The 22958-nt window shown below is 52.0% G+C and carries 18 protein-coding genes; 5 read left to right on the forward strand and 13 right to left on the reverse strand.

Translation table 11 applies throughout. The annotated features are described in order from the left end of the window. The first annotated feature begins 322 nt into the window (after positions 1-322). The gene (locus tag IQ268_RS04330; protein WP_193875931.1) at positions 323-625 is read left to right on the forward strand and encodes a hypothetical protein; all 303 of its coding nucleotides are present in this window, start codon (positions 323-325) and stop codon (positions 623-625) included. Between the two features lie 37 nt (positions 626-662). On the opposite strand, the gene wecB is transcribed toward IQ268_RS04330, so the two are convergent. The 6 genes from wecB to IQ268_RS04360 form a co-directional block, all read right to left on the reverse strand. Next, positions 663-1769, reverse strand: coding sequence for a non-hydrolyzing UDP-N-acetylglucosamine 2-epimerase (wecB, locus tag IQ268_RS04335; protein WP_193875933.1), 1107 nt, complete (start codon positions 1767-1769; stop codon positions 663-665). Between the two features lie 309 nt (positions 1770-2078). Then, positions 2079-2936: a formyltetrahydrofolate deformylase gene (purU, locus tag IQ268_RS04340; RefSeq protein ID WP_193875935.1), complete on the reverse strand. Its 858-nt coding sequence runs from the start codon at positions 2934-2936 to the stop codon at positions 2079-2081. Positions 2937-3141: 205 nt separating this feature from the next. After that, the gene (locus IQ268_RS04345; protein WP_193875937.1) at positions 3142-4104 is read right to left on the reverse strand and encodes an aldo/keto reductase; all 963 of its coding nucleotides are present in this window, start codon (positions 4102-4104) and stop codon (positions 3142-3144) included. Between the two features lie 67 nt (positions 4105-4171). Further along, the gene (locus tag IQ268_RS04350; protein WP_193875939.1) at positions 4172-4927 is read right to left on the reverse strand and encodes a DUF928 domain-containing protein; all 756 of its coding nucleotides are present in this window, start codon (positions 4925-4927) and stop codon (positions 4172-4174) included. A 99-nt stretch (positions 4928-5026) separates the two neighbouring features. Continuing rightward, positions 5027-7672 (reverse strand): chloride channel protein, encoded by a 2646-nt coding sequence (locus IQ268_RS04355; protein ID WP_193875941.1) that lies wholly within the window; start codon positions 7670-7672, stop codon positions 5027-5029. Positions 7673-7936: 264 nt separating this feature from the next. Further along, positions 7937-8632, reverse strand: coding sequence for a DUF1997 domain-containing protein (locus IQ268_RS04360; RefSeq protein WP_193875943.1), 696 nt, complete (start codon positions 8630-8632; stop codon positions 7937-7939). 499 nt (positions 8633-9131) lie between these two features. On the opposite strand from IQ268_RS04360, the gene IQ268_RS04365 reads away from it, so the two are divergent. Together IQ268_RS04365 and IQ268_RS04370 are read left to right on the forward strand one after the other, a co-directional pair. Next, on the forward strand, positions 9132-9791 hold the full coding sequence (locus IQ268_RS04365; RefSeq protein ID WP_193875945.1) for an SDR family oxidoreductase: 660 nt from the start codon (positions 9132-9134) through the stop codon (positions 9789-9791). A gap of 155 nt (positions 9792-9946) precedes the next feature. Beyond that, positions 9947-10546 (forward strand): glycoside hydrolase family protein, encoded by a 600-nt coding sequence (locus IQ268_RS04370; RefSeq protein ID WP_193876265.1) that lies wholly within the window; start codon positions 9947-9949, stop codon positions 10544-10546. A 52-nt stretch (positions 10547-10598) separates the two neighbouring features. On the opposite strand, the gene IQ268_RS04375 is transcribed toward IQ268_RS04370, so the two are convergent. Further along, the gene (locus tag IQ268_RS04375) at positions 10599-11078 is read right to left on the reverse strand and encodes a CRR6 family NdhI maturation factor (RefSeq protein WP_193875946.1); all 480 of its coding nucleotides are present in this window, start codon (positions 11076-11078) and stop codon (positions 10599-10601) included. A 406-nt stretch (positions 11079-11484) separates the two neighbouring features. Here IQ268_RS04375 and rplI point away from each other — a divergent pair, with 406 nt between their 5' ends. Further along, the gene (gene rplI / locus IQ268_RS04380; RefSeq protein ID WP_193875948.1) at positions 11485-11943 is read left to right on the forward strand and encodes a 50S ribosomal protein L9; all 459 of its coding nucleotides are present in this window, start codon (positions 11485-11487) and stop codon (positions 11941-11943) included. Between the two features lie 44 nt (positions 11944-11987). Beyond that, positions 11988-13349, forward strand: a complete 1362-nt coding sequence (gene dnaB / locus IQ268_RS04385; protein WP_193875950.1) for a replicative DNA helicase — start codon at positions 11988-11990, stop codon at positions 13347-13349. Between the two features lie 7 nt (positions 13350-13356). Here the strand turns inward: dnaB and IQ268_RS04390 are convergent, their stop codons facing one another. The 6 genes from IQ268_RS04390 to IQ268_RS04415 form a co-directional block, all read right to left on the reverse strand. Then, positions 13357-14295, reverse strand: a complete 939-nt coding sequence (locus IQ268_RS04390; RefSeq protein WP_193875952.1) for an alpha/beta fold hydrolase — start codon at positions 14293-14295, stop codon at positions 13357-13359. 21 nt (positions 14296-14316) lie between these two features. Next, complete coding sequence (gene gcvP, locus IQ268_RS04395) at positions 14317-17364, reverse strand: aminomethyl-transferring glycine dehydrogenase (RefSeq protein WP_228035088.1); 3048 nt, start codon at positions 17362-17364, stop codon at positions 14317-14319. A 242-nt stretch (positions 17365-17606) separates the two neighbouring features. Beyond that, positions 17607-17996 carry a glycine cleavage system protein GcvH gene (gene gcvH, locus IQ268_RS04400; protein ID WP_193875954.1) on the reverse strand — a complete coding sequence of 130 codons (390 nt, stop codon included), beginning with the start codon at positions 17994-17996 and terminating at the stop codon, positions 17607-17609. 46 nt (positions 17997-18042) lie between these two features. Beyond that, a complete protein-coding gene (gene gcvT, locus IQ268_RS04405) occupies positions 18043-19179 on the reverse strand; it encodes a glycine cleavage system aminomethyltransferase GcvT (RefSeq protein WP_339383544.1) in 1137 nt (378 codons plus the stop codon). Positions 19180-19237: 58 nt separating this feature from the next. Further along, entirely contained in the window at positions 19238-20710 is a 1473-nt protein-coding gene (locus IQ268_RS04410; RefSeq protein ID WP_193875956.1) for a YdiU family protein, read from the reverse strand. Positions 20711-20925: 215 nt separating this feature from the next. Further along, a complete protein-coding gene (locus tag IQ268_RS04415) occupies positions 20926-22785 on the reverse strand; it encodes an ArsA family ATPase (RefSeq protein WP_193876271.1) in 1860 nt (619 codons plus the stop codon). Positions 22786-22958: the final 173 nt, after the last annotated feature.

Below are 22958 nucleotides of genomic sequence, written 5' to 3' on the forward strand. Positions count from 1 at the left end.
TCTAAACTATTTTAGGTAAATAAGGATCGTTCCTTGACTGGCTAACCCATCTCTGTGGCGGCAGGTTTTAGCAGATCATGCTCAGCTTAACCGCTAGCATCGTACTAAGAAGATGTTTGCAAAGGGTTGGTAGGTTACTCAAACAGATCTCTAAATCTCCAAGCTTAGGTGATTGCTAGGCCCGTTCTGCTTCAACGTCTCCAGCGTTGAGGGATTCAGGGAGCGAATTCATTGGCTACCGTTCAAACATGCCCACCTACACCTACTGTGAAACGGAGGTTTTAGCACTTTTTGTCAGTCAATCAGGTGTTGTTCGATCTACATGTTGTTGACGTTCTTCCTAAAATCTGTGGCAAACGAAAAAGATAAGGCTCAAGATCAGTTCCTCTATCCCATCGCTCGCTATCGAGGCGAGTTTTCGCCAGAAAATCTGGCGTTTAATGCCAATCTGCAAGAGTTTGCTCAGCGGGTATCGTTGATTTGTGGCTTAGAAACGGGGGGCAAAGTTTCATCCGATGAAGCGTACGAACAGATCAAGCAGTTGTGGCATCAGTTCAAAGTATCGAAGGGCAACTTACTAGACGAGGAAAAACCACCCCCGCCCGAACTGCCGCCCGAACAGTAGTGGTTTGATGTCCAAACTAATTCTGGAGTGCTTGCCTCTAAAGCCCAAAATAACGTTCAACGATGCTCAAAATCTGTTCGGAAGCGTGCCCGTCTCCAAACGGATTCACGGCAGTTGCCATAGTTTGGTAAGCTTGGCGATCGCTAAGCAGCTCAAATGCTGCCTTAAAGATGTGGTCTGGATGGGTGCCCACTAACTTGGCTGTACCCGCCTCGACCGCTTCTGGCCGTTCCGTTGTTTCGCGCAACACCAGAACGGGCTTTCCCAAACTGGGAGCTTCTTCTTGCAACCCACCGGAATCGGTGAGCAGTAAATAACACCGCTGAATGGCTCCCACCAGTTCGGCGTAGTCCAACGGCTCGGTCAAGAAGGCGCGGGGATGGTTGCCCAACATAGCGCTTAGCGGTTCTCGTACCGTTGGGTTACGGTGCAGCGGCAGCAGCAAGGCGGTATCAGGAAATGTTTCTAGAATCTGCAAAAAACCGTTCGCAATGTCTTGCAGCGGTTCTCCCCAGTTTTCGCGCCGATGAACAGTGGAAAGAATGACCCGATGTTGCTCCCAGTTCAGGTTGGGAATGTGGCAGGCGGGTTGTCTGGCGGCAACGGTTAGCAGTGCGTCAATTACGGTGTTGCCCGTTTGGTGAATATCCCCAACAACGCCCGATTGATGCAAGTGTTCAACTGATTTAGAGGTTGGTGCAAAGTGAAGCTGGGTTACTTGCGAGATCAGCCGTCGATTGGCTTCTTCCGGATACGGATTGTAGAGATCGTTGGTGCGAAGACCCGCTTCAACATGCCCCACCGGAATCTGTTGATAGAATGCAGCGATCGCCGCCGCAAAAGCCGTGGTGGTGTCTCCTTGGACTAGAACAATATGTGGCTGAATCTCGTGAAACAGTTTTTCTAACCCGCTCAAACTGCGGCATGTGATGTCGGTCAAGGTTTGCTTGTGCTGCATAATCGCCAGGTCGCGATCGGCAGTTAGCTCAAATAGTTGCATTACCTGTTCCACCATTTCGCGGTGTTGCCCGGTAAGAACGACATGGGTTTCAAACTGGGGCGATCGCTGAAATTGTTGGATCACTGGAGCCAGCTTAATCGCTTCTGGACGAGTCCCTAAAATGATACAAGCGCGAATTGGCATGATAAAAATGAGACGCTAAAGATCAACAATAGAGGTAAGTAAGAGGTTGTTTGAAACGTAGCAAATGGACAGCATTCGCTTTCTACATCTCCCGACTTGGGGAGCTTAGCACTTGCAGCAAGCCAGAAAAGGGGACGGTTCGAGTGGCCTCAGCCCCTTTGCACATCCTCTAAAACTTGTTTCTATTAGCCGTTGGCTAACGCTGCTCGACACGAGCAGATCAATCTGTTGCCTACACTACACTTCATTCCCCCTTTGCGTCATGGCCTCTTGCCGCCTCATCACTTAAAATTCATCACTTAATGAATCCTACGCAAACACAACTGTGCGGTTTCCATAGACCAGCACCCGATTTTGCAAGTGCAGCCTCACTGCCCTGGCCAGCACCACGCGCTCCAAATCCTTGCCTTTACGAATCAGGTCGGCCACTTCATCGCGATGGCTCACCTTCACTACATCCTGTTCAATGATTGGGCCTTCATCTAAATCTTCGGTGACATAGTGGGCAGTTGCACCAATCAGTTTGACTCCTCGTTCATAGGCGCGATGATAGGGATTAGCCCCCGCAAAGGCAGGTAAAAAGGAGTGGTGAATATTGATCACGTGCGGAAATTGAGCCATGAAAGTGGGACTAAGAATCTGCATATATTTAGCCAGCACCACCAGATCGATGTCATATTGCTGCAACAGCGCCAGTTGCTGAGCTTCCTGCTCTGCTTTGGTGTCAGCGGCGATCGGCAGATGGTGATAGTCGATATCAAACTGTTGAGCAATGCTTTCTAGCTGGGGATGGTTGCTAATAATTAGCGGAATCTCTGCGGCAAATTCCCCAGCACGCTGTCGCCAGATCAGGTCGTACAGGCAATGGTCTTGCCGACTGACCCAAACTGCAATTCGCGGCCTGGTATCGGAAAAGTGAAGCTGCCAGTTGGCCTGTAGCGGTTGGGCGATCGCATTAAAGGCAGGGCCAATTAGCTCACGTGGCAGGTTGAATCCGTCCAGTTGCCATTCAATGCGCGTTAAAAACAGTCCCGCCGTACAATCGGTATGTTGGTCAGCATGAATAATATTGCCGCCATTGGAGTAGATGAAACTCGCAATCTTGGCAACCAACCCCCGTTGATCGGGGCAGGAAACTAACAGTGTGGCGGTGGGGCTGGATGGCATACGGACGACGTTGCAAAGGACACGCCTGAATACAGCAGACATTAGGATGCATCTTAACAGCCCAGGGGAAGTCATTCCACTCGAACGGCGCGTTCGGTAACATAGCGCTGTAGCGGCGCAATACACTCGTCGCTACAGTGCTACTTGGCTGGTTTGGTTAGATGGGTTTGATGCCCGATGCCAGAAACGGTAGCGATAGGCGAAACTAAGCAGCAAACTCCCACATCACCGGATTGTCGTCCAGTTGATCGGTAACGCCGCGCCCGATCGCGTCAATTTCAGTTAAGTCATCCTTTGTTAACTGAATCTCCATTGCTTTGGCATTTTGGGTCGCCTGATCGGCGTTACGCGCACCCACAATTGCACTGGTTTGAGGTTGAGCAATCAGCCATGCCAGTGCCAGTTGTGCCAGCGTACACTGCTGGCGTTCGGCGATCGGGCGCAGTTTTGCCAGGGCATCCTGGGCACGTTGGTAGGTTTCCCCTTTGAACAGCTTGTTTTTGGCGCGAATATCACCCTCTTCAAACTGATGATCGGAGCCAAACCGTCCGGTTAATAATCCCTGGGCTAAGGCCGAATAGGCAATGATCGCAACGTTTTGCTCAACGCAATGGGGCATTGTTTCTTGTTCAACTCCACGCCAAAACAGGTTGTAAGGCGGTTGAAGGCTATCAATTCGCCCAAATTGCATGGCTTCTGCAAGTTGCTCGCGTGAGAAATTAGAAACGCCGATCGCTCGAATTTTCCCCTGCTGTTTTAATTCATTCAACGCCTTCATGGTTTCCTCGATCGGCACCACGTCGCTGTTGAATGTGCCAGCAGGCCAATGGATTTGATACAGGTCGATATAGTCCGTTTGCAACCGCTTCAATGAGTTTTCGCACGCCTCCAGCACCTGCTGATAGTGGAGGTGATTTGCAAACACCTTCGTCGCCAGAACGACTTTGTCTCGTACTCCAGATAATGCTTTGGCAACTAACTCTTCAGAATAGCCGTCCCCATACGCTTCAGCCGTGTCGAATGTGGTGATCCCGGCATCAAAGGCAGCTTTCATTGCGTCAATGACGGGTTGATCTTCAACGCCAACCCATCCAGATTTACCGGCTTGCCATGTCCCAAAAAGGATAGGAGTAATTTCAATCTCAGTGTTGCCGAGTCGTCGCGCCATGTTTACTTTCCTTTACAGCCTTACTGCATCCATGCTTAGAAATTTTGGTTGCAAATGTCCAGTGCCTCTAGAAAGATTCTGGGGCGATCGCGCCATGATGGCGGTTTGAGCGACACGGCACCACGGGCTGATCTGCCAGATGTCCTAAATTGACAGATTCTAATAACACCGTCCATGCCCTGGCAACATCAGCATCGTGCGGTTGAGATTGACGCAATGTCGCCAGGGTCATCAACGCATCCTGCCAAATTCCGGCTGCGGCGTAAAGAGCGGGGCGATCGCTGGCAGTTGCCGTCTCCAATTGCTGAGTTAGGGCAGTATCCGGTTCAATCCGCTGAATCCATCCCTCAGTTACCACATCAGCCGATCGATCCTGCTCATTGCAAATGACAGCAAAATACCAGTGATAGTCCAGACCGATTTCCAAAGCAGGCAGGTCTGTCGGATTGGGCAAACTCATAATGCCCCCCGTCTCGTCCGGTTGAAAAGTGGTCTTGTAAACCTCCTGGTCGTTGGCATCTAGCAGCGTGAATTCCAGTTGGGCTGCCGTGTTGGGCGGCAAATACCAGAAGAGATCTGGACGTTCCGACACCGTCAAACTCAAGTTGGACTCTGGCATCAGGGCCGTAAGCGCTGTTTGTCCCGCGATGCAACCGCCGCGCGTGCCGCCGCCGACCCGTCGTCCGGGGAGTCCTCGCTGTGGTGGCACAAACTCCTGGGCTAAGGCAGCCAGTGGCATTCCGTGAATTAAGCCCATCGCTAGGACGATCTGAACTAGCCTTAGCGCCAGTGGAAGGGAGTAAAATCGGTTGAGTTGAGGCATTTTCTAGGCTGTTGGGCTATTTCCTGCCATTACACTACATTCTATCCCTGTCTTTAACCGGATAAACGCTCTACTCGATTAGCCGAGATTGCCCTACCGCTAACCGTGATCGGCAGAGGCGGTCGCCCCTCGCACTAAAATTACCGTCTGGTTGCTGTGACGGGCGATCGCCTCTGGAATGTTGCCGCTGATCACCTGTTTCAGCAATCCTTCTCGGCTGGCTCCCAGCATGATGACGTCAGTCGCCTCTTGCTGGGCAAGTTGAGTCACCACTTCTGGTACCGAATTGCCCCAAACGGGCAGAGCCGCAACCGGGCAGTTGAGCCGATCGCTCAGGTCTGCCACAACTGCCGTTAACTGGGTGGTGTCGGGCTTTTGTTGATGAGCTTCGAAGATCTGACAAATCAGCACATCCGGCTGCTCTGCCAGAGCCGTTAGAGCCGGTAACAGTTGCAGCGCTTCCTGGGCATTTGGCCCCCCTGCAATCGGCACTAACCAGCGATTGAACTGTTTGAATTCCTCCAGTTTGACTAATATCACCTCACAGGCAGCCTGCCGGATCAATGTGTCCACCGCATTGCCAAAGACCCGTCCGGGGGTGCTGGTACTGCCCTTCCAACCCATCAACGTTAAATCAATATGCCGTTCTTTGATGCATTCCAACATGGCCTGAGCCGCATCATGAGCAACTCGCGCTTGGGTATGCACTGGAACTTGCCATTTTTGCCCAAAGTGTTCTGCCTGTCGCAATAAGCGGCGACTCATCGTCGTGCGAACTGTTGTTTCTGCGGGTGAATGGCTGCGAGGCACAATGATGACGTGCAAACACTCCAATTCATAGTCGCGATCGCGGGCAATTGCTGCCGCCAACTTCAGCAACAAAGGTGCTGTACGAGGATTACTCAACGGTACGAGAATCCGTCCAGCCCCAACGGCAGGCGATCGCGTTTGGTACACCACATACGAGGGTTCTGGCTGAGGCCCAAACTGCCTGGTTTCTCCGCTCAAATAATCAGACTCGGCTCGGATAATATCAGCCCGGGTAATAATGCCAACCAGTTTATGCCCCTCGGTCACTGGCAAACGGCTGAGCTTAAACCGATTGAGTAAGTAAAGCACCTGAGTCAGCGGGTCTTTTGGGCTAACGGTCACAGGTTGAGGTGTCATGATGTCCCGTAGGAACACCTCTGCGGTGCTGGACGAGCGGCGTGTCATATCCGCCAGATCCGATTGCGTCACAATGCCAACCAGTTTATCGCCGTCTACCACTGGAAATCCCCGATGGTGGGAACGCGAGAAAGCCTGCATCGCTTCAGATACAGGCAAGTGGCTAGAAAGCGTTTCAACTCGACGCTGCATCAAGGTGGCTGCTGTCAGAGTCGTCCATAAGTTGCCGTTTCCCGTCGCATCCTTTTCCAGGTCGATGCCGTTCCAGGCCAGTAAGCGGCTATAGATTGAGCCACTAGCAAAGCGATCGGCCACCAAATAAGCAATCACAGACCCAATCATCAGCGGCAAGACCATGTTGAAGTCGGTTGTCATTTCAAACACAATCACGATCGCTGTAATTGGGCCTCTGGTAACAGCACTGAAAAAGGCTCCCATCCCCGCTAAAGCATAGGTTGTGGTTGAGCCAATTCCTGGAAACGCCTCTGAAGGCAAGCCCAGTAAGGGTTCAATACTATGTGCCGAGAATCCAACCAAATAGCCAAGGGATGATCCCAAGATCAGCGCTGGAGCAAAAATTCCTCCTGGTGCCCCAGAGCCATAGGCAACCAGGGTCAGGCAAAACTTGACAACAAATGCCAGCAAAATGACCTGCCACTGAGCCTCGCCTCGGTTCACAAATTCCTGTAACCCAGTGCTGTCTCGAAAGGCGGCTGGCAGCATCACCACGATCGCTCCGGTAATCAGCCCTGCCAGCCCAATCTTCCACGGCAATCCCAGCTTTATAACGCGACGATAGAAAGCCAGACTGACAAAAATTCCATTACTAAACAACGCGCCGAGCAAGCCAGCCAGTAGCCCCAGCACAATAAAAAACGGCACATCCTCCAGTGAAAAACTGGCCTGAAGTTCAGTCATGCTGGGTGCAAGATTGAGTCCCTGATCGCCCAATAATCGGGAGACGACGGCTCCCACAAACGATGCCAAAATCGCCGTACCCAGGGTCAATCCAGAAAAGTCTTGCAGAAACTCTTCCACCACAAACAGTACGCCTGCGATCGGGGCATTAAATCCTGCTGCCAGCCCTGCCGCTGCTCCCGCTGCTAACAATTGACGACGATATTCGGGGGAGGTGGGAATCCACTGGCTGAGCTGTGCCGCCAGAGCCGCGCCTACCTGCACTGTTGGCCCCTGCCGCCCCAAGTTAAACCCCGATCCCATGATCAAGATGACGCTCATCATCTTGGCGATCGCCACCCGTAAATTGAGGGCGATCGGTACGTTTGCCAGAGCCGCTTTCACCTGCGGAATGCCGCTACCTGCCGCCTCTGGTGCCAACCGTTCCACGAGCCATCCGGCTAAAAAACCGCCAACCAACCCAATCAGCGGCAAGGTTATCCAGGCTGGAAACGCATAGGATGCATAAACTCGCCATCCTCCCAACCATCCCACCCCTTGCTTGAGCAAAACAGCGGCTAACCCTGAGACCACTCCAATCACACATGCTTCAAAAATGGCGAGGCGTTTTGATCCCAATAGCAAGTGACGTAACTGCCGAGGGATAGAAAGAGACCACATGGAGCTAGACGCAATGAAGGAAGAAAGGCTGATACCACCCCATCACCCCCGATCGCCAGGTCGGTTCACGGTGGTGAGCTATCTGCTACGAGCCAGATATCCTCTAAGCGTAGTGCAATAAAGCGCAAAAAAAGGTAGGGAGCTAACAGCTCCCTACCTGGTACTAGCACTTCGAATGGTTCAATAAGGTTCAATGCAGACCACAGCGCTGTTCGATTGGGACTATCCCTACCAGCGTGCGTCAGTTATGTCGGAGATGCGATGCTACTTCTTTCGCTTTTTAGGAAATGGAATATCCATCACCGAGTGAAAATCTTGTTGCACTTTGTGGGTCAGGCGATGAGACACCTGGCGTACAATTTGGTTGAGCAGGCGATCGCCCGTCGTTTGAATTAGAGACTTTGGCAGTGCTTGAATAAAGCGAGGAAATTGGATGGAGACGGTCAGATTCAGCTCCCATTCCACCTGAGTCAGGATAGAGGGGAGGGTTGATGTTGCCTCAGCCAGGTTAGTTTCTGCCTGAACAAGCTGTAAAGCGGCTTGAAAATCGACTTCATAGCCGGGAGGAACGTAGTCTGGAATTGGAATGGTTTTGATGCGGTAAACGCCTTGCTCTTGCGGCAGCAAGTCTAAACCAATTTTGGGTTCAACATCGTAGCCGAAGGAGCCAAACCGCCCAATGGTGAGGGCATAGCCGTTCTCGCCAACAGGTTCTGCTGTCATGGGGTGGGCACACCGCTGAAACCAACCCCGATGTGCATCTAGATATTGGGCGACAGTCTGTGCATCAGCATACATTTCCATGCAGCTTGAAAAGAACCCGTGGAAGTGAGACGGTTCACAACCGATGCGGGCTGCGTCTTCTACACCGGAAGAGTGGCTATCAATGAAGTCAGATGTTACACCCAGTATCGATTTAGAAGCATCTAAAGGCTGATGTTCTGCTGAATTTGCCTGCATAAACCTGCGTTCCTGCTATGTTGCCATCTATTCTTCAGGTTTGCTAAATCAGGTCAGCTTGCCCGTGAGTGAAAGATCTCAACGATAACGTTGCTGATACCCAAGGATGTAACCTGCATTCAATACAAGCTGATTAATCAACTCGATATCTGAATGAGAATCCTTAAACCTCTATCTTGCGGAAGTCTATCGGTCGAGCGATAACCCCTTAGTTCGTTCAGCATATCCTGTTACTTAAAAGCATGACCACCTTTTAATTACGGAGAGGTGTATGAGGGTTTGCCTGGTTTGCCAAGGGCAACCTGATTGATTTACGGAGAAATCGTTGACAGATTACCCTTGCCGACAGACCTAGATGACTACACGGATTGCTAATAGGTTTCCTCATCTTTCTTAGCAAATTTTGTGGAAAAATCAATAGAATTTGACCTATTTGCTTTGTCCTTTTCGTATGGTTCACCCCAATTAGTTCAACCCATTAATTAATAGAGTAGAGACTATGAAAGCATTTGTAGCAGGAGCTACTGGTGAAACGGGACGCCGGATTGTTCAGGAGTTAGTGCAGCGAAATATCCCGGTTCGGGCGCTTGTTCGTGATCTGGAAAAAGGGCGACAAATACTGCCTGCTGAAGCTGAACTGGTAGTGGGCGACGTGCTAAAGCCAGACAGCCTCCGGAGTGCGATCGCTGACTGTACAGTTCTTATTTCTGCCACTGGGGCGGCTCCCAGCTTTGACCCGACAGGCCCCTATAAGGTTGATTACGAGGGCAATAAGCACCTGGTGGACGTTGCCAGAGAAAAAGGAATTCAGCAGTTCGTGATGGTGTCTTCGCTGTGTGCTTCGCAGTTTTTCCACCCGCTCAACCTGTTCTGGTTGATTTTGTACTGGAAAAAGCAAGCAGAGGACTATCTTCAGAAGAGCGGCTTACCCTATACGATTGTGCGTCCCGGCGGGCTGAAAAACGAAGATAACTCTAACTCGATCGTCATGTCTGGGGCAGATACATTGTCGGAAGGCAGCATCCCGCGCACCAAAGTGGCTCAAGTTTGTGTGGAAGCTCTGTTTCAACCGGCATCCAAGAACAAAATTGTCGAAATTGTGGCCAAGCCAGAAGCGCCAGCTAAGCCATTTGAAGAACTATTTGTTGGGGTGGCGTAGCTGCCGACTAAAATGGGGGACAGTTGCGCTGGAGTTGTTCATTGCTGCCAGTTACTCCTGTTACCCCTGAGAAGTCTGTTGCCGATCGCCCCTGGTTGTGGCGTTGGCTTAGTCAGACTGGCCCATTCTTTGCAAAGTGCCTGATTGTGCTGGCAATGGTCAGCATTTTCTGGCAGATTCGGCAATCTCGGCTGGAGCGATCGCCCCTTGACCCCACCTGGGATGTTACCCCGACTCCGCTGGTGATGCAGGGTGGCGATCCGTACATTCGCGCCTTGATGCGAACCATTTCTGCCGCAGAATCGAACAACGCTCGCCCCTACTCCATTCTCTATGGGGGCGAGCATGTTGCCGATCTCAGCCAGCATCCAGACATTTGCATCCCCATTGTGGCAGGGCCAAACGTTGGTGACTGCACCACAGCAGCGGGGCGCTATCAGTTCATTACAACCACCTGGCTAGAAAAAGCAGACCAGTACCATCCGGTTCCCAGCGGCTTCTTATTCTGGGACTCTTACAGCTTTAAACCGGAGTATCAGGATCGCGTTGTCTATGCCTGGTTAACCGACGCTAATGCCTGGGGGGCTGATTTGCCCCAACTCCTCAGGGAGGGGAATTTGACAGAAGTGTTGTGGTTGTTGTCTCCTACCTGGACGAGCTTGGGGTATGGCATTGAACCCAACTCGATGACAGACCAGTTGCCAGAGATTTACCAGCAAATGCTGGATGAAGAGATGCAAGCGTCGGAGCGGTGATGGCAGAGGGGCGATCGCTCTCCAACTGCATACGGTTGCGATCGATGGTTCGCTAAACCGCGATCAGGTCAAAAAAGGCATCGTCCAACTCGTAGCCTAATATCTGAGTCATGAACTTGACTTTGGCACGGTTCGGCGTTCCCTGTTGCTGTAGCCAGTTCAGCACGACAAACACCTTACTCATCACAAAAATTTCGAGCGCTTCGGGGTTGAACTGAATGCCTTCGGTGGGGCTAAACTGATGCGGCACCAACATGGCGGCATACCGGGCAAGTTCACCCGATTCCCAATCCAGGAGAAAGGGCATCCAGGGGTAACGAGCGTCGAGCTGCACAAACCAAAGCCGAATTTCTGGGATTTCTGATAGCTCCCTTGGATCGGTTGGATCGCGTGGGTAGTTGACCTCAAACTGCACGAGTTGCCCTTGTGTGGCGATCGCCCCTGCCTGTTGCCACTCGTTCACCAGCGTTTGCACTGGAGTCAGATCCAGCGTATGAATCTGATCTGCGTTGAGGATGATTTTGGTCGCCATTCAACAATCTATCCTTTGCCACGTCCACCCCTCACTTTAGCTGAAGTTGTGAACTGTGCTGCGGGTTCTTGCAAGTTGTTGTATCTGTGGTGCGCTTCGCAACTACAACTAATGGTCATGGTTTAGTGAAAAGTGATTTAGCGAAAAGACGGGTCAGTAGGTTGCGATCGCCCAACTGATTTCGTTACCATAATGTGTCTGACTAGATTTTGCCTGCTTGTTCACTGCCCTGGACTGATTGGGGCTATTTTTGTGCAACAAGTTAAGGTTTTTGAAACTAGTCGTGTGTGGGCGAGTCACAAACGCTAAACTATAGTGCAGTGCTAGTAGTACAAGTGTTTTGATTTTCCGCTCAGCCTCTGGCAAATTGGCGCAGTTAGTAAGCAGTTAGTAACTAGGGAAGCTCATGGCAAAACGGATTCAATTAGTCTTAAACAAAGACGTTAGCAAGCTTGGTAAAAGCGGAGATCTGGTGGATGTTGCGCCTGGGTATGCTCGCAACTATTTGATTCCCCAGGGAATTGCCGTTCGCACCACTCCGGGCGTTCTTAGGCAGGTTGAGCGGCGACGTGAAGCCGAGCGTCAGAGATTATTGGCAGAAAAGCAGCAGGCTGAATCTCGCAAGGCGACTCTGGAAGTGGTTGGGCCAATGACGATCGCCAAGCAGGTTGGTGAAAAGGATGCTATCTTCGGTACCGTCACCGATCGAGAAGTGGCGGAGTTGATTCAAGCAAAAGCGGGAATTGAGATCGACCGTCGGGGAATTGAAGTCCCAGAAATTCATAAAACTGGCAGTTACAAGGTTGAGATTAAACTTCATCCCGAAGTGTCTGCGACAGTCGAAATCCAGGTCGTTCCGTCCTAAGCGATTTTTGGCTGCTTTTGTATTCCCCTTAGTGGCCTTCAGTTATGGTTCAAGAGCTTAACTTTCAGGCATACAGCGATCGCCTTCCGCCCCAGAACATTGATGCGGAGGAAGCGATCTTGGGGGGGATTTTACTCGACCCGGAAGCCATTGGTCGGGTTGCGGAACTGCTGCGTCCAGAGGCGTTCTACATCAGCGCTCATCAGGAAATCTATCGGACTGCTCTTAAGCTGCAAGCGCAAGGCAGCCCAACGGATCTGATGAGCGTTACTACCTGGCTGCATGACAATAATCTGCTGGAAAAGGTGGGTGGGCAAAGCCGCCTGGTTCAACTGATCGATCGCACCATTAGCGCTGTCAACATCGACCAGTATGCCCAACTGGTGATGGACAAGTATTTGCGCCGCAAGCTGATCCAGGTGGGAACTGAGGTTGCTCAACTGGGTTACGAAACAACGTCTTCGTTGGAGAAAATTCTCGACCAGTCTGAGCAGAAGATTTTTAGCATCACGCAGGATCGACCGCATCAAAGCCTGGTTGCCACGTCCGATATTCTGACCTCTACGTTTTCAGATATCGAGAGTCGCTCCCTGGGCATGGTTTTGCCTGGGATCTCCTGTGGCTTTTATGACCTGGACGCAATGACCCAGGGCTTTCAGCGCTCTGATTTAATTATTGCTGCGGCTCGTCCGGCGATGGGCAAGACGAGTTTTGTGTTGAATATTGCTCGCAACATTGCTGCATTTCACAAGCTGCCAGTGGCCGTGTTCAGCCTGGAGATGTCGAAAGAGCAGTTGGTCTATCGCTTGCTCTCTAGCGAAGTGCAGATTGAAAGCGGACGGTTGCGATCGGGTCGTATTGCCCAAAATGAATGGGAGCCGTTGGGGCACGCTATTAGCGTTCTGTCGCAGTTACCCGTCTTTATTGACGACACGCCCAATATTTCGGTGACGGAGATGCGATCGAAGGCTCGTCGTCTGCAAGCTGAACAAGGTGGAGCGTTGGGCTTAATTTTGATCGACTATCTGCAACTGATGGAAGGCAGCGGTAGCGAGAACCGGGTGCAGGAACTTTCCCGCGTGACGCGATCGCTCAAGGGATTAGCCCGTGAACTGAATGTGCCGGTGATTGCGCTGTCGCAGTTGAGCCGAGGGGTTGAAGCCCGCACAAATAAGCGACCAATGATGTCTGACTTGAGAGAGTCTGGCTCGATCGAGCAAGATGCTGACATCATTATCATGCTGTACCGGGACGAGTACTACAATCCAGATACGCCCGATCGGGGTATTACTGAGGTCATCATTAATAAACACCGAAATGGCCCGGTGGGTACGGTGAAACTGTTGTTTGAACCGCAGTTTACTCGATTCCGCAACCTGGCATCACCCAATCGGGGAACCGTGTAGGCGTGGTTTAGGCTTGGCGATCGCTCGTTTCTGCTAAAAATTGCAAAATAGCGGTATTAACGGCGGTTGGATTGCTTCCAGAAGCGTTGTGCCCGCAGTTTGGGATGATTTGCAGCCGCGAGTGTGGCAAACGGGCATGAAGCATTTCGCCATCTTTTTGGGGAAACCAGCGGTCTTGATCGGCCCAGAGAATTAGACTGGGACAGCTTACGTTAACCAAATCGTCCTGAATCTGGCGAATTAAGTTTGGCTGATTCTGCTGTAGGCGGTTAATTTCCTGTGCGGCCTGCTGTAGATCTACGGCAAACTGGGTCAGTGGTCCAGAACGGTAGATGTAGGGATAGGTTAACCAGTAAATTTCTTCGGACGTGATTTCAGCAGGATTCACGACGACCTCTTCGCGGGCGATGCGGGTAATTTCGCGAATGGCTGGCGCTAAGGGCTGCGCCAGCCGAAACTGCTCTACCAACTGCACCAGCTCCAGCGGTAAGTACGATAACCATCGCATTCCCCAACTGGGTAGCTGTTGCGGAAACACAGGGGCATTAATTAACACCAGGCGATCGATCAATTCGGGTTGGGTTTCAGCGACGGCTAAAGCGGTTAACGCTCCCATCGATTCCCCCACCACAATGGCAGGGCGATCGCTGAGTGTTGTAATGATTTGCGCCAGTTCAACAATTTGGTGACCCACTGTTTCATTCTCAGGAGCGGCCTGAGAAAATCCATGTCCTTTTGCATCTGGACAAATCACCCGAAAATAGCGCGACAGGGGAGCCACACTTTTGCGCCAACTGTAACTCCAACTGCCGATACCGTGCAGTAGCAGCAGGGGTTGCCCTTCGCCTGCTGTGCCGTAGGCGATCGCGACATTGCGACCGTTTGCATCTTGAATATGTAGCGTTTGCCGTCCCTGCGGAAACGTTGATTGCCACCAGCTATCCATTTGATTTTCGGGTGATAGGAGTTAGGTGTATGCGTCGATGGGCAAGCAGGAGCAAACCAGATGGCGATCGCCATAGGCATTGTCGATCCGGCCAACCGCTGCCCAAAATTTATTGTCGCGAGTCCAGGGAGTGGGGTAAGCCGCTTGCGATCGCGAATAGGGACGATCCCACTCGTCGCTTATGAGAACGGATGCCGGGTGCGGAGCATTTTTCAACACATTGTTTTGGCGATCGGCTTTGTCTTGCTCAATCTCACGAATTTCTGCACGTATTGCAATCATGGCATCACAGAATCGGTCTAGCTCTGGCTTCGCCTCGCTTTCGGTCGGTTCTACCATTACGGTACCCGCAACAGGCCAGGATACGGTGGGTGGATGAAAGCCATAATCGATCAGGCGTTTGGCGATATCATCCACTTCGATCGCCGCTGTTTTTTTGAACTGGCGCAAATCTAAGATGCATTCGTGTGCCACCAACCCGTGTTTGCCTTTATAGAGAACGGAGTACTGACCCTCTAGTCGTTTGGCAATATAGTTGGCGTTGAGAATGGCGACCTGGGTTGCCCTGGTTAAGCCAGCCGTCCCCATCAAAGCAATATACATCCACGAAATCGGCAGAATGCTGCTGCTACCCCAGGGCGCGGCTGATACGGCACCCATTCGGGTCGGTGCCTTGCCGTTCGCGGTTGCCGGTTGGCGGTTGCTGGCTCCATCGATGTTGATGACGGTATGACCGGGCAAAAACGGCACCAGATGAGCCTTGACACCGATAGGCCCCATTCCGGGGCCGCCGCCACCGTGGGGAATGCAGAAAGTTTTGTGCAGGTTGAGGTGGCAAACATCTGCCCCAAAATCTGCGGGACGGCACAACCCAACTTGCGCGTTGAGATTGGCTCCATCCATGTATACCTGCCCGCCGTTCGCGTGAATGATGTCACAGATATCTCGAATGCCTTCCTCAAACACACCATGGGTTGAAGGATAGGTGACCATCAGGGCTGCTAGCTGCTCCTGGTGCTGTTCGGCTTTAGCTTTGAGGTCAGTGATGTCAATGTTGCCATTGCTGTCGCAGGCCACCACCACCACTTTCATTCCGGCCATCACCGCACTGGCTGGGTTCGTGCCATGCGCCGATTCTGGAATCAGACAAATGTGGCGATCGCCCTCTCCACGGTGCTGATGATAACGACGAATCACCAGCAGCCCGGTATATTCTCCTTGCGAACCGGCATTAGGCTGAAGCGAGATGCCATCAAATCCCGTAATTTCGGCCAGCATTTGTTCGAGCTGCTGAAACAGAAGTTGATATCCCTGGGTTTGCTCCAGCGGCGCAAAGGGATGAATTTGAGCAAACTCTGGCCAGCTAACGGGCAGCATTTCAGCCGTGGCGTTAAGCTTCATTGTGCAAGAGCCGAGCGGAATCATCGCTGTTGTTAGCGATAAATCCTTGGACTGTAGCCGATGCATATAGCGCAGCAGTTCTGTCTCGGAGTGATAGGTATTGAAAACGGGATGGGTGAGATACGGTGAGGTTCGATAAAACGGCGAGGACGGCTCAAGCGGGGAGCGGGGTGAGAGGGTCTCCAGCGAGAACGGAAGCGATCGCTCCCCGGCAAACACCTGCCAGAGATCCTGTACGTCTTGCAACGTAGTCGATTCGTCTAGCGATATCCCTAATGTGTGGGCATCAATGATCCGCAAGTTAATCTGATGGGCGATCGCCCGTTCCACGATCGCCGCTTGCTGTTCCCCAACCTCTACCCGCAGCGTATCGAAGAAGGGTTCTGCCCCAAGCGAATAGCCCAACTCTGCCAAACCCGTCGCCAGAATCACTGTCAGTTGATGAATCTGTGCGGCAATCTGCTTGAGTCCGGCAGAGCCGTGATACACCGCATACATTCCTGCCATCACCGCGAGCAGCACTTGCGCCGTGCAAATGTTACTGGTGGCTTTTTCCCGCCGGATGTGTTGCTCGCGGGTTTGCAAGGCCAGTCGCAGGGCTGGCTGGCCTGCCACATCTCTAGAAACCCCGACTAAACGCCCGGGAATTTGCCGTTTGTAGGCATCTTTGGTAGCAAAATAGGCGGCATGAGGGCCACCATACCCCAACGGCACTCCAAAGCGTTGAGTGTTGCCGATCGCAATATCAGCCCCAAATTCGCCCGGTGGTTTGAGCAACGTCAGACTGAGTAAATCAGCCGCAACGGTAACCAGCGCCCCTGCCGCATGGGCGCGATCGACAAATCCCTGATAGTCATAAACAGCACCATCACTGGCCGGATATTGCAGCAACGCTCCAAAAATAGGCTGATCAAATTCAAACGTACGGTGATCGCCCACAATGACCTCAATTCCCTGTGGTTTTGCCCGCGTCTGGATCACATCGAGCGTTTGGGGATGGCACTCCTGCGATACCCAAAACGCCTGCGCCTTGCCTTTATACAATCCGTAACTCATGGTCATGGCTTCTGCTGCCGCCGTTCCCTCATCCAACAGGGACGCGTTAGCAATTTCCAGTCCTGTCAGGTCAATCACCATCGTCTGAAAATTGAGCAGGGCTTCCAACCGACCCTGAGCAATTTCGGGTTGGTAGGGCGTGTATTGGGTATACCACCCCGGATTTTCCAGAATGTTTCGCTGAATCACAGGCGGTGTGATGCAGTTGTGATATCCCATGCCGATGAAGGAGCGAAAGACCTGGTTTTTGCTGGCGATCGCCTTCAGTTCCTTGAGCAACTCATGCTCGCTGCGCCCTTTCCCAAGCTGGAGCGGTTGTTTCAGCCGAATTCCAGCCGGAATGGCCTGATCAATCAGCGCGTCTAAGCTAGGAAATCCCAGATATTCCAACATTTGCTGAATTTCTTCAGCATTCGGGCCAATGTGCCGTTGCTGAAAATCATGCTGCGATCGCTGCCAATGCGAGGCGATATGGGCTGCGCCTGACTCCTGCACCTGCTCTAAACGGGCAGACGATACAGTTTGCGCTGATGGAGAAGCGGTTTGCGTCTCATCAGTTATACGGTTCAGTTCGGGCATGTCTTGCAGGAAAGTAAAAGGCTCTGAGGACATAGAAGCTTTGGATTATTCAGGAACAATGGCGAAACAGCAGGCTTAACTCTTAACTATTCTGAAACAACTTGAAATAAATCGTAGGAGACAAGGCTGATCTCATCGAACTATTGCACCTGCTGATTGCATTCCTCAGATATTGTTTCAAGCCTGATTGATCTGTAAGTATCGAATGTGTCTAAACGACACTCTTTCACCATAGCAAGTCATCCAAAGCCGCTGAGGCAACCCCTAAAGTAACCCTACTCTCCCTCGACCTGCGCCTGATATTCTGCCGCTGAAAGCGTGTCGTCTAACTCGCTGGCATCTTCTAGCCGAACCCTGAGTAGCCAGCCGCCTTCATACGGATCGTTGGCTAACTGTTCTGGTGAGTCGATCAGGATATCGTTACGCTGGAGAATGGTTCCAGAAACGGGAGCGTTGAGGTCTTCCACGGCTTTTACAGATTCAATGGTGCCGAAGCTTTCCCCTTTTTCGATCGCATCTCCTTCTTCTGGCAATTCCAGAAAGACGATATCACCCAGTTGATCGACCGCAAAGGCTGTGATGCCAATCGTTGCGGTGTCTCCTTCTAGTCGCACCCATTCGTGCGAATCGAGGTACTTCAGGCTGTCAGGATATTCAAACGCCATAATGCTCCTTCGTTGCAGCAATAAACGCTAACTCACTACTCATAGCCTACATTGTGCGTTTGTAGAAGGGGCGTTTGGTTACTGTAGCCGGATAGGTTTTGCCGCGAATTTCAACCTCTAATGCCTGATCGACCCTGGCAAGGTGAGTGGGTACATAGGCTAGGGCGATCGCGTATCCCAGAGTTGGCGACAGGGTGCCGCTGGTGACTGTGCCGATCGCCTCCTGTTTGTAGAGAATGGGATACCCGTGTCGCGCAATGTTGCGCCCCTCCATCCGAATACCCACCAACCGACGGGCGACTCCAAATTGCTTCTGCTCTGCCAGCACCGCCCGACCCATAAAGTCGCTGTTGCGATCGAGATGCACTAGCCACCCCAACCCGGCTTCTAGAGGAGTCGTCGTTTCATCAATATCCTGCCCATACAGTGCCATTGCTGCTTCGAGCCGCAGCGTGTCTCGCGCACCCAGGCCGCACGGTGTAACCCCGGCAGCTAAGAGCGATCGCCACAGCTCAATCCCTGCGCCTGGATCAAGCATGACCTCAAACCCGTCTTCCCCGGTGTACCCGGTTCGAGCCACAAATGCAGGTTTCCCCAGCACATTGCTCTCAAAGTGACCAAAGCGACCAACGGTGGCCAAATCATGTTCAACAAAGGGCTGAAACGTTGGAGCCGCTTCTGGCCCTTGAATCGCAAGCAAAACTTGAGTAGGCGACCGATCTTCAAACACCAGGTTTGCCTGATCGAGATGAGACAGTAACCAGTCTCTATCCTTAGCAGTGGTGGCGGCGTTGGCGATAATCATCACGTCCTGAATGCCAGCCGTATCGGCACCCTGGTAGTAGATGATCAGGTCGTCAATAATCCCGGCCTGTTCATTCAGCAAAACGGTGTATTGCGCTTCACCCGGTTGCAGGTGCTCCAAATCGGACGGAACCAGATACTGAAGCTGTTCTAGAACGGTTGCCCCTTTCAGCTTGAATTTCCCCATGTGAGAAATATCAAACATCCCCACCTGCTGCCGTACCGCCTGATGCTCTTTGGTGATGCCCTCGTATTGTACGGGCATTTCCCAACCCGAAAATGGAGTGATCCGGGCTTTGGATTCAGCATACAGCTCATACAGCGGAGTGCGTTGCAGGGGCGAGATGGGCAATCCTGCTAGGTCGCTTGATTTAGCCACAGACAGTTCTATCCTTGCGGTCAACACTCCGATCCTAGATCCGAACGGAAGAGTGATGCTAACGATCCACCACTGATTCTCGAATTCGCTTTAGCAAGTCATAGAATGGCGACCAGTTATCTTCAAGGGCGATCGGCTCCCAAATCGCTTCAATTTCAGGCCGAATGATGATGGTGGCTGGGTTATGTTGGTTCAGCCGCTTTGCCACCTGCTCCATTTCGTCGAGGGGCAAACTCGCCAAAACTCGGTGATAGCATTGCCGCCAGCGATCGACGAGCGTATGCACATCATCGGCTTGAGCAGATGATTCTGTAGACTCAGGCTGAGCCAAAATAGTTGCTGCATCGTCTCGCCAACGGTGTGAAAACTGCTGCCGGAGTGCCAGAAAAAAGTCGTGATACCCCACCTGAGTAGTTTGCAGCAGTCGAATGGTGTGCCTGAGCAATTCCTCGGCTTGCTCTGCTGGAAGCTGGTCAAATCCCAGTTTGTGCATCATCCGCTGCCGATAGGTGAGGTCATAGCGCTGATCAAACTGCGCTAAACCGACGTTCATCTCGTCTGGTGAAATCACCGCCTTGAGGGGGGCTTGCAGCAGTTCCAAATTTAAGCGACAGATGATAGGTTGGTTGCCGTAGCTGTAGCGGCCAAAGTAGTCAAAATAGGCAGCAGTGAATTTAGGATCGTAGCGATCGACAAATGCATAGGGGCCATAATCAAAACTTTCGCCTGTAATCGACATGTTGTCGGTATTCAACACCGCATGGCAAAACCCCACCGACATCCACTGTGCCGTCAGGTCTGCTACTCGCTGCACCAGTTCTGCATAGAACCGGGCATATCGATCGGCCTGATGGATTAAATGCGGGTAATAGTGTTCGATCGCGTGATCCAGCAGCGGTTGAATTAAATCGGGGCGCTTGAGGTAATGCAGTCGTTCAAAGGTGCCAAACCGAATGTGCGATCGGCTAAAACGCACCATCACCGAAGCGCGAGTTGGAGACGGTTCATCGCCACGCCACAGCGATTCCCCTGTTTCAATCAGGCTCAGACAGCGAGACGTGCGTACCCCCAACCGATGCAGCATTTCAGCCGCTAGCACTTCCCGCACTCCGCCTTTAAGCGTTAGCCTGCCATCGCCCCCTCTAGAGTAGGGCGTTGTTCCAGAACCTTTGGTGCCGAAATCATATAGCTCACCATCAACCCCGCGTACCTGTCCGTAGAGGAAGCCCCTGCCGTCTCCTAACGATGGGTTGTATTCGCCAAACTGATAGCCGTGGTAGCGCAAGGCCAACAGCGGTTGACGTTCCAAAAAGTGGCCGAACGCCAGAACAAAATCGGCATCTGTGACCGTTTGCGGATCGAGTCCGATTGTCTGCAACACTTCATCGTTGCGAAAGCGCAAGATATGGTTGGGGAAGCTTGCCGCACTAACCACATCGTAGTAATCATCACCCAGGCTTTGTAGTGCAGGTTCGTAGCGGAGCGACAGGAATGGATTGGTAGACGTATCTAAGCTTGATAATGGCAACATCACAAACGCTTGGCTGAGTGTTTCCAACAAGGCTCTGTTGGACGGCCTGAATGGCAAGTCTGGCCAGACCCAATCTTGATGAATGAGTCTGTGGGTTCAGTCCATCTTCGATTGTGCCAGCTTTACAGCGACTCAACCATTGAAAAGCGCAATAGTTGAGCGATATCATGCTTTTGAAATACCAGTGAAATACCAGGGATAAGGATGAGCCAGCCTCAAAAGAGCAGAGAAGCGGCTGTTTGAATTTGGTTTAGGGGAGCGATCGCCCTCGGCAATTCGGGTAGTTTCACAATGGTTTGCTGACTAAAGGCGGTTGACTGCATCTCCTGCTCTGGCTGAAATCGATTTTGAACGATGTAACGCTGGCTAATTCCCATCTGCTCAAGGGATTGAGCCAATCTTTCGGCTTCTGACACGATCGCTGTCTGCGCTTGAAGCACTCCAATAAATTCCGTGTAGTTCGGGTCTTGAAGTTTCTTCTGCGCTTGCATCACCCGTTGACGCAGCGATCGCAGCCGTCCCATAAACTCCGTTCGCCCCACCACATCCTGGTATTTAATCCACAGTCTAAAAATCCAGGCAAGCCAGTCTCCCAATGCGGTAGGCATTTCCAGAAATCTAAGCAGGTGCCCGGTTGGAGCCGTATCCAGCACAATCAAATCCTGCGCTTTTTGCTCCAGCAGTTCCATCACGGTGATCAGTGACAGCATTTCATCAATTCCCGGAAGCGCCTGTGCCACAATCTGCCGCCACGCCTGCGGCCCATAGGCAATTTTCAGGGAGTCGTCTCCTGTCTCACCGCTCATCATTTCTGCCAGTTCCCACAGGTAATCTGCGCGAAACTGATCAAGAATGCGATCGGCATCTACTTCTTGAGCGCTGAGGTTGCTGGTCATCTGAATGGGTTCATGCCCCAGTAATGATCCAAACGCATCTCCCAACGAGTGAGCCGGATCGATGGAGATTACCCGAACGTTCCGCTCGGGGTGACGTTGCGCCATGCCATAGGCGATCGCCGCCGCTATCGTCGTTTTGCCGACCCCTCCCTTGCCGCCCACAATGATGAGTTGTCGCCCTTCTATCACAAAGTCATTGAAGCAAGGCAGCAGTTTTTGAGGGGTTTGGACGATTTGCGTCTTGTGAGTGATGTCTACGTCATGCACTCGCTGAGCCATCTGAATCTGTTCAACCAGTGCATCCAGAGCCGCAACGCCAACGGGTTCTTTAAGCTGCTGTGGAATCGCAAAAACCGATCGAGAGTCGGCTAGTTCCAGATATTGATTCAGTAGATGGTGCTGTTCTACGACCGCTCCTCGCTCGGTTTGCCAGTGCATAGAGTCTGTTGAGAGATGATTGACAAACAGGCCGCCCACTGGAATCTGGAGATTTTCCAAAGCGCTAAGAAAGCGTTGGGTTTCCAAATAGCTCATTGGTTCAGCGATCGCCACCACTAAACACGCCGTTTGTTGCTGGTCTTGGAGCAATTGCCGTCCTGCTGCCAAATCGGCCTTCATTTCCACCAAAAAAGCATCGGCCTCGTCCGCCACATATCGTCCGGCAAAGGTTTGACTGATAACGCGATGCTTCTCCTGAAATAAATCCAGCGCTTCAATGAAGTTGTCCAAAAAGTCCATTAGGCCGAACAGGTTAAGGGTGTGGCCACTGGGAGCCATGTCCACCACCACTCGATCAACGACGCGATCGCGCAACAGTCGCTGGATTTCCAGAATGCTCATCAACTCATCCAGGCCAGGAAAACTCAAATCCCATACTGGACTCAGATCGTTCCCCTGGACAAAACTTCCCCGCTCCACTAATAGCTCAAGTACTTCTCCGTAGCGGGTTTTGAACGCTTGCAGCAGGGCTTGAGCGTCTAAAGCTCTAACCGATAAATTGGGCAAATCTGCCATAGAGCGTGCTGTGTTCTCCACCGGAACCTGTAGCACATCGCCTAACGAATGAGCTGGATCGGTAGACAGCAACAGAATTTGCTCATCGGGAAATTGTCGTGCCCAATAGCGGGCAAAGCCACATGACAGCGTTGTTTTGCCAACACCTCCTTTCCCGCTAAACATGGCCAGATGAAGCGTGTTGAACTGGCTCAAGCGGTCTTGAGTGGTAGTGGGTAAAACGTGAAGCGATTTTGCATTTTGAAGCGGCATCATGTGGCAACGATCCTCTGAATTACATCAACAGAGCAGCACATCCAGAGCCAGGCTTGAGGAGTCCTACACCGTTAGAGTGCCCA

Source organism: Oculatella sp. LEGE 06141 (assembly GCF_015207605.1).
GTDB lineage: Bacteria > Cyanobacteriota > Cyanobacteriia > Elainellales > Elainellaceae > Oculatella.

Bases quoted from the DNA above. Each gene is read 5' to 3' on its own strand.
- IQ268_RS04330 (WP_193875931.1), top strand. From the start codon at position 323: ATGTTGTTGACGTTCTTCCTAAAATCTGTGGCAAACGAAAAAGATAAG.
- wecB (WP_193875933.1), bottom strand. From the start codon at position 1,769: ATGCCAATTCGCGCTTGTATCATTTTAGGGACTCGTCCAGAAGCGATT.
- purU (WP_193875935.1), bottom strand. From the start codon at position 2,936: ATGCCATCCAGCCCCACCGCCACACTGTTAGTTTCCTGCCCCGATCAA.
- IQ268_RS04345 (WP_193875937.1), bottom strand. From the start codon at position 4,104: ATGGCGCGACGACTCGGCAACACTGAGATTGAAATTACTCCTATCCTT.
- IQ268_RS04350 (WP_193875939.1), bottom strand. From the start codon at position 4,927: ATGCCTCAACTCAACCGATTTTACTCCCTTCCACTGGCGCTAAGGCTA.
- IQ268_RS04355 (WP_193875941.1), bottom strand. From the start codon at position 7,672: ATGTGGTCTCTTTCTATCCCTCGGCAGTTACGTCACTTGCTATTGGGA.
- IQ268_RS04360 (WP_193875943.1), bottom strand. From the start codon at position 8,632: ATGCAGGCAAATTCAGCAGAACATCAGCCTTTAGATGCTTCTAAATCG.
- IQ268_RS04365 (WP_193875945.1), top strand. From the start codon at position 9,132: ATGAAAGCATTTGTAGCAGGAGCTACTGGTGAAACGGGACGCCGGATT.
- IQ268_RS04370 (WP_193876265.1), top strand. From the start codon at position 9,947: ATGGTCAGCATTTTCTGGCAGATTCGGCAATCTCGGCTGGAGCGATCG.
- IQ268_RS04375 (WP_193875946.1), bottom strand. From the start codon at position 11,078: ATGGCGACCAAAATCATCCTCAACGCAGATCAGATTCATACGCTGGAT.
- rplI (WP_193875948.1), top strand. From the start codon at position 11,485: ATGGCAAAACGGATTCAATTAGTCTTAAACAAAGACGTTAGCAAGCTT.
- dnaB (WP_193875950.1), top strand. From the start codon at position 11,988: ATGGTTCAAGAGCTTAACTTTCAGGCATACAGCGATCGCCTTCCGCCC.
- IQ268_RS04390 (WP_193875952.1), bottom strand. From the start codon at position 14,295: ATGGATAGCTGGTGGCAATCAACGTTTCCGCAGGGACGGCAAACGCTA.
- gcvP (WP_228035088.1), bottom strand. From the start codon at position 17,364: ATGTCCTCAGAGCCTTTTACTTTCCTGCAAGACATGCCCGAACTGAAC.
- gcvH (WP_193875954.1), bottom strand. From the start codon at position 17,996: ATGGCGTTTGAATATCCTGACAGCCTGAAGTACCTCGATTCGCACGAA.
- IQ268_RS04410 (WP_193875956.1), bottom strand. From the start codon at position 20,710: ATGTTGCCATTATCAAGCTTAGATACGTCTACCAATCCATTCCTGTCG.
- IQ268_RS04415 (WP_193876271.1), bottom strand. From the start codon at position 22,785: ATGTTTAGCGGGAAAGGAGGTGTTGGCAAAACAACGCTGTCATGTGGC.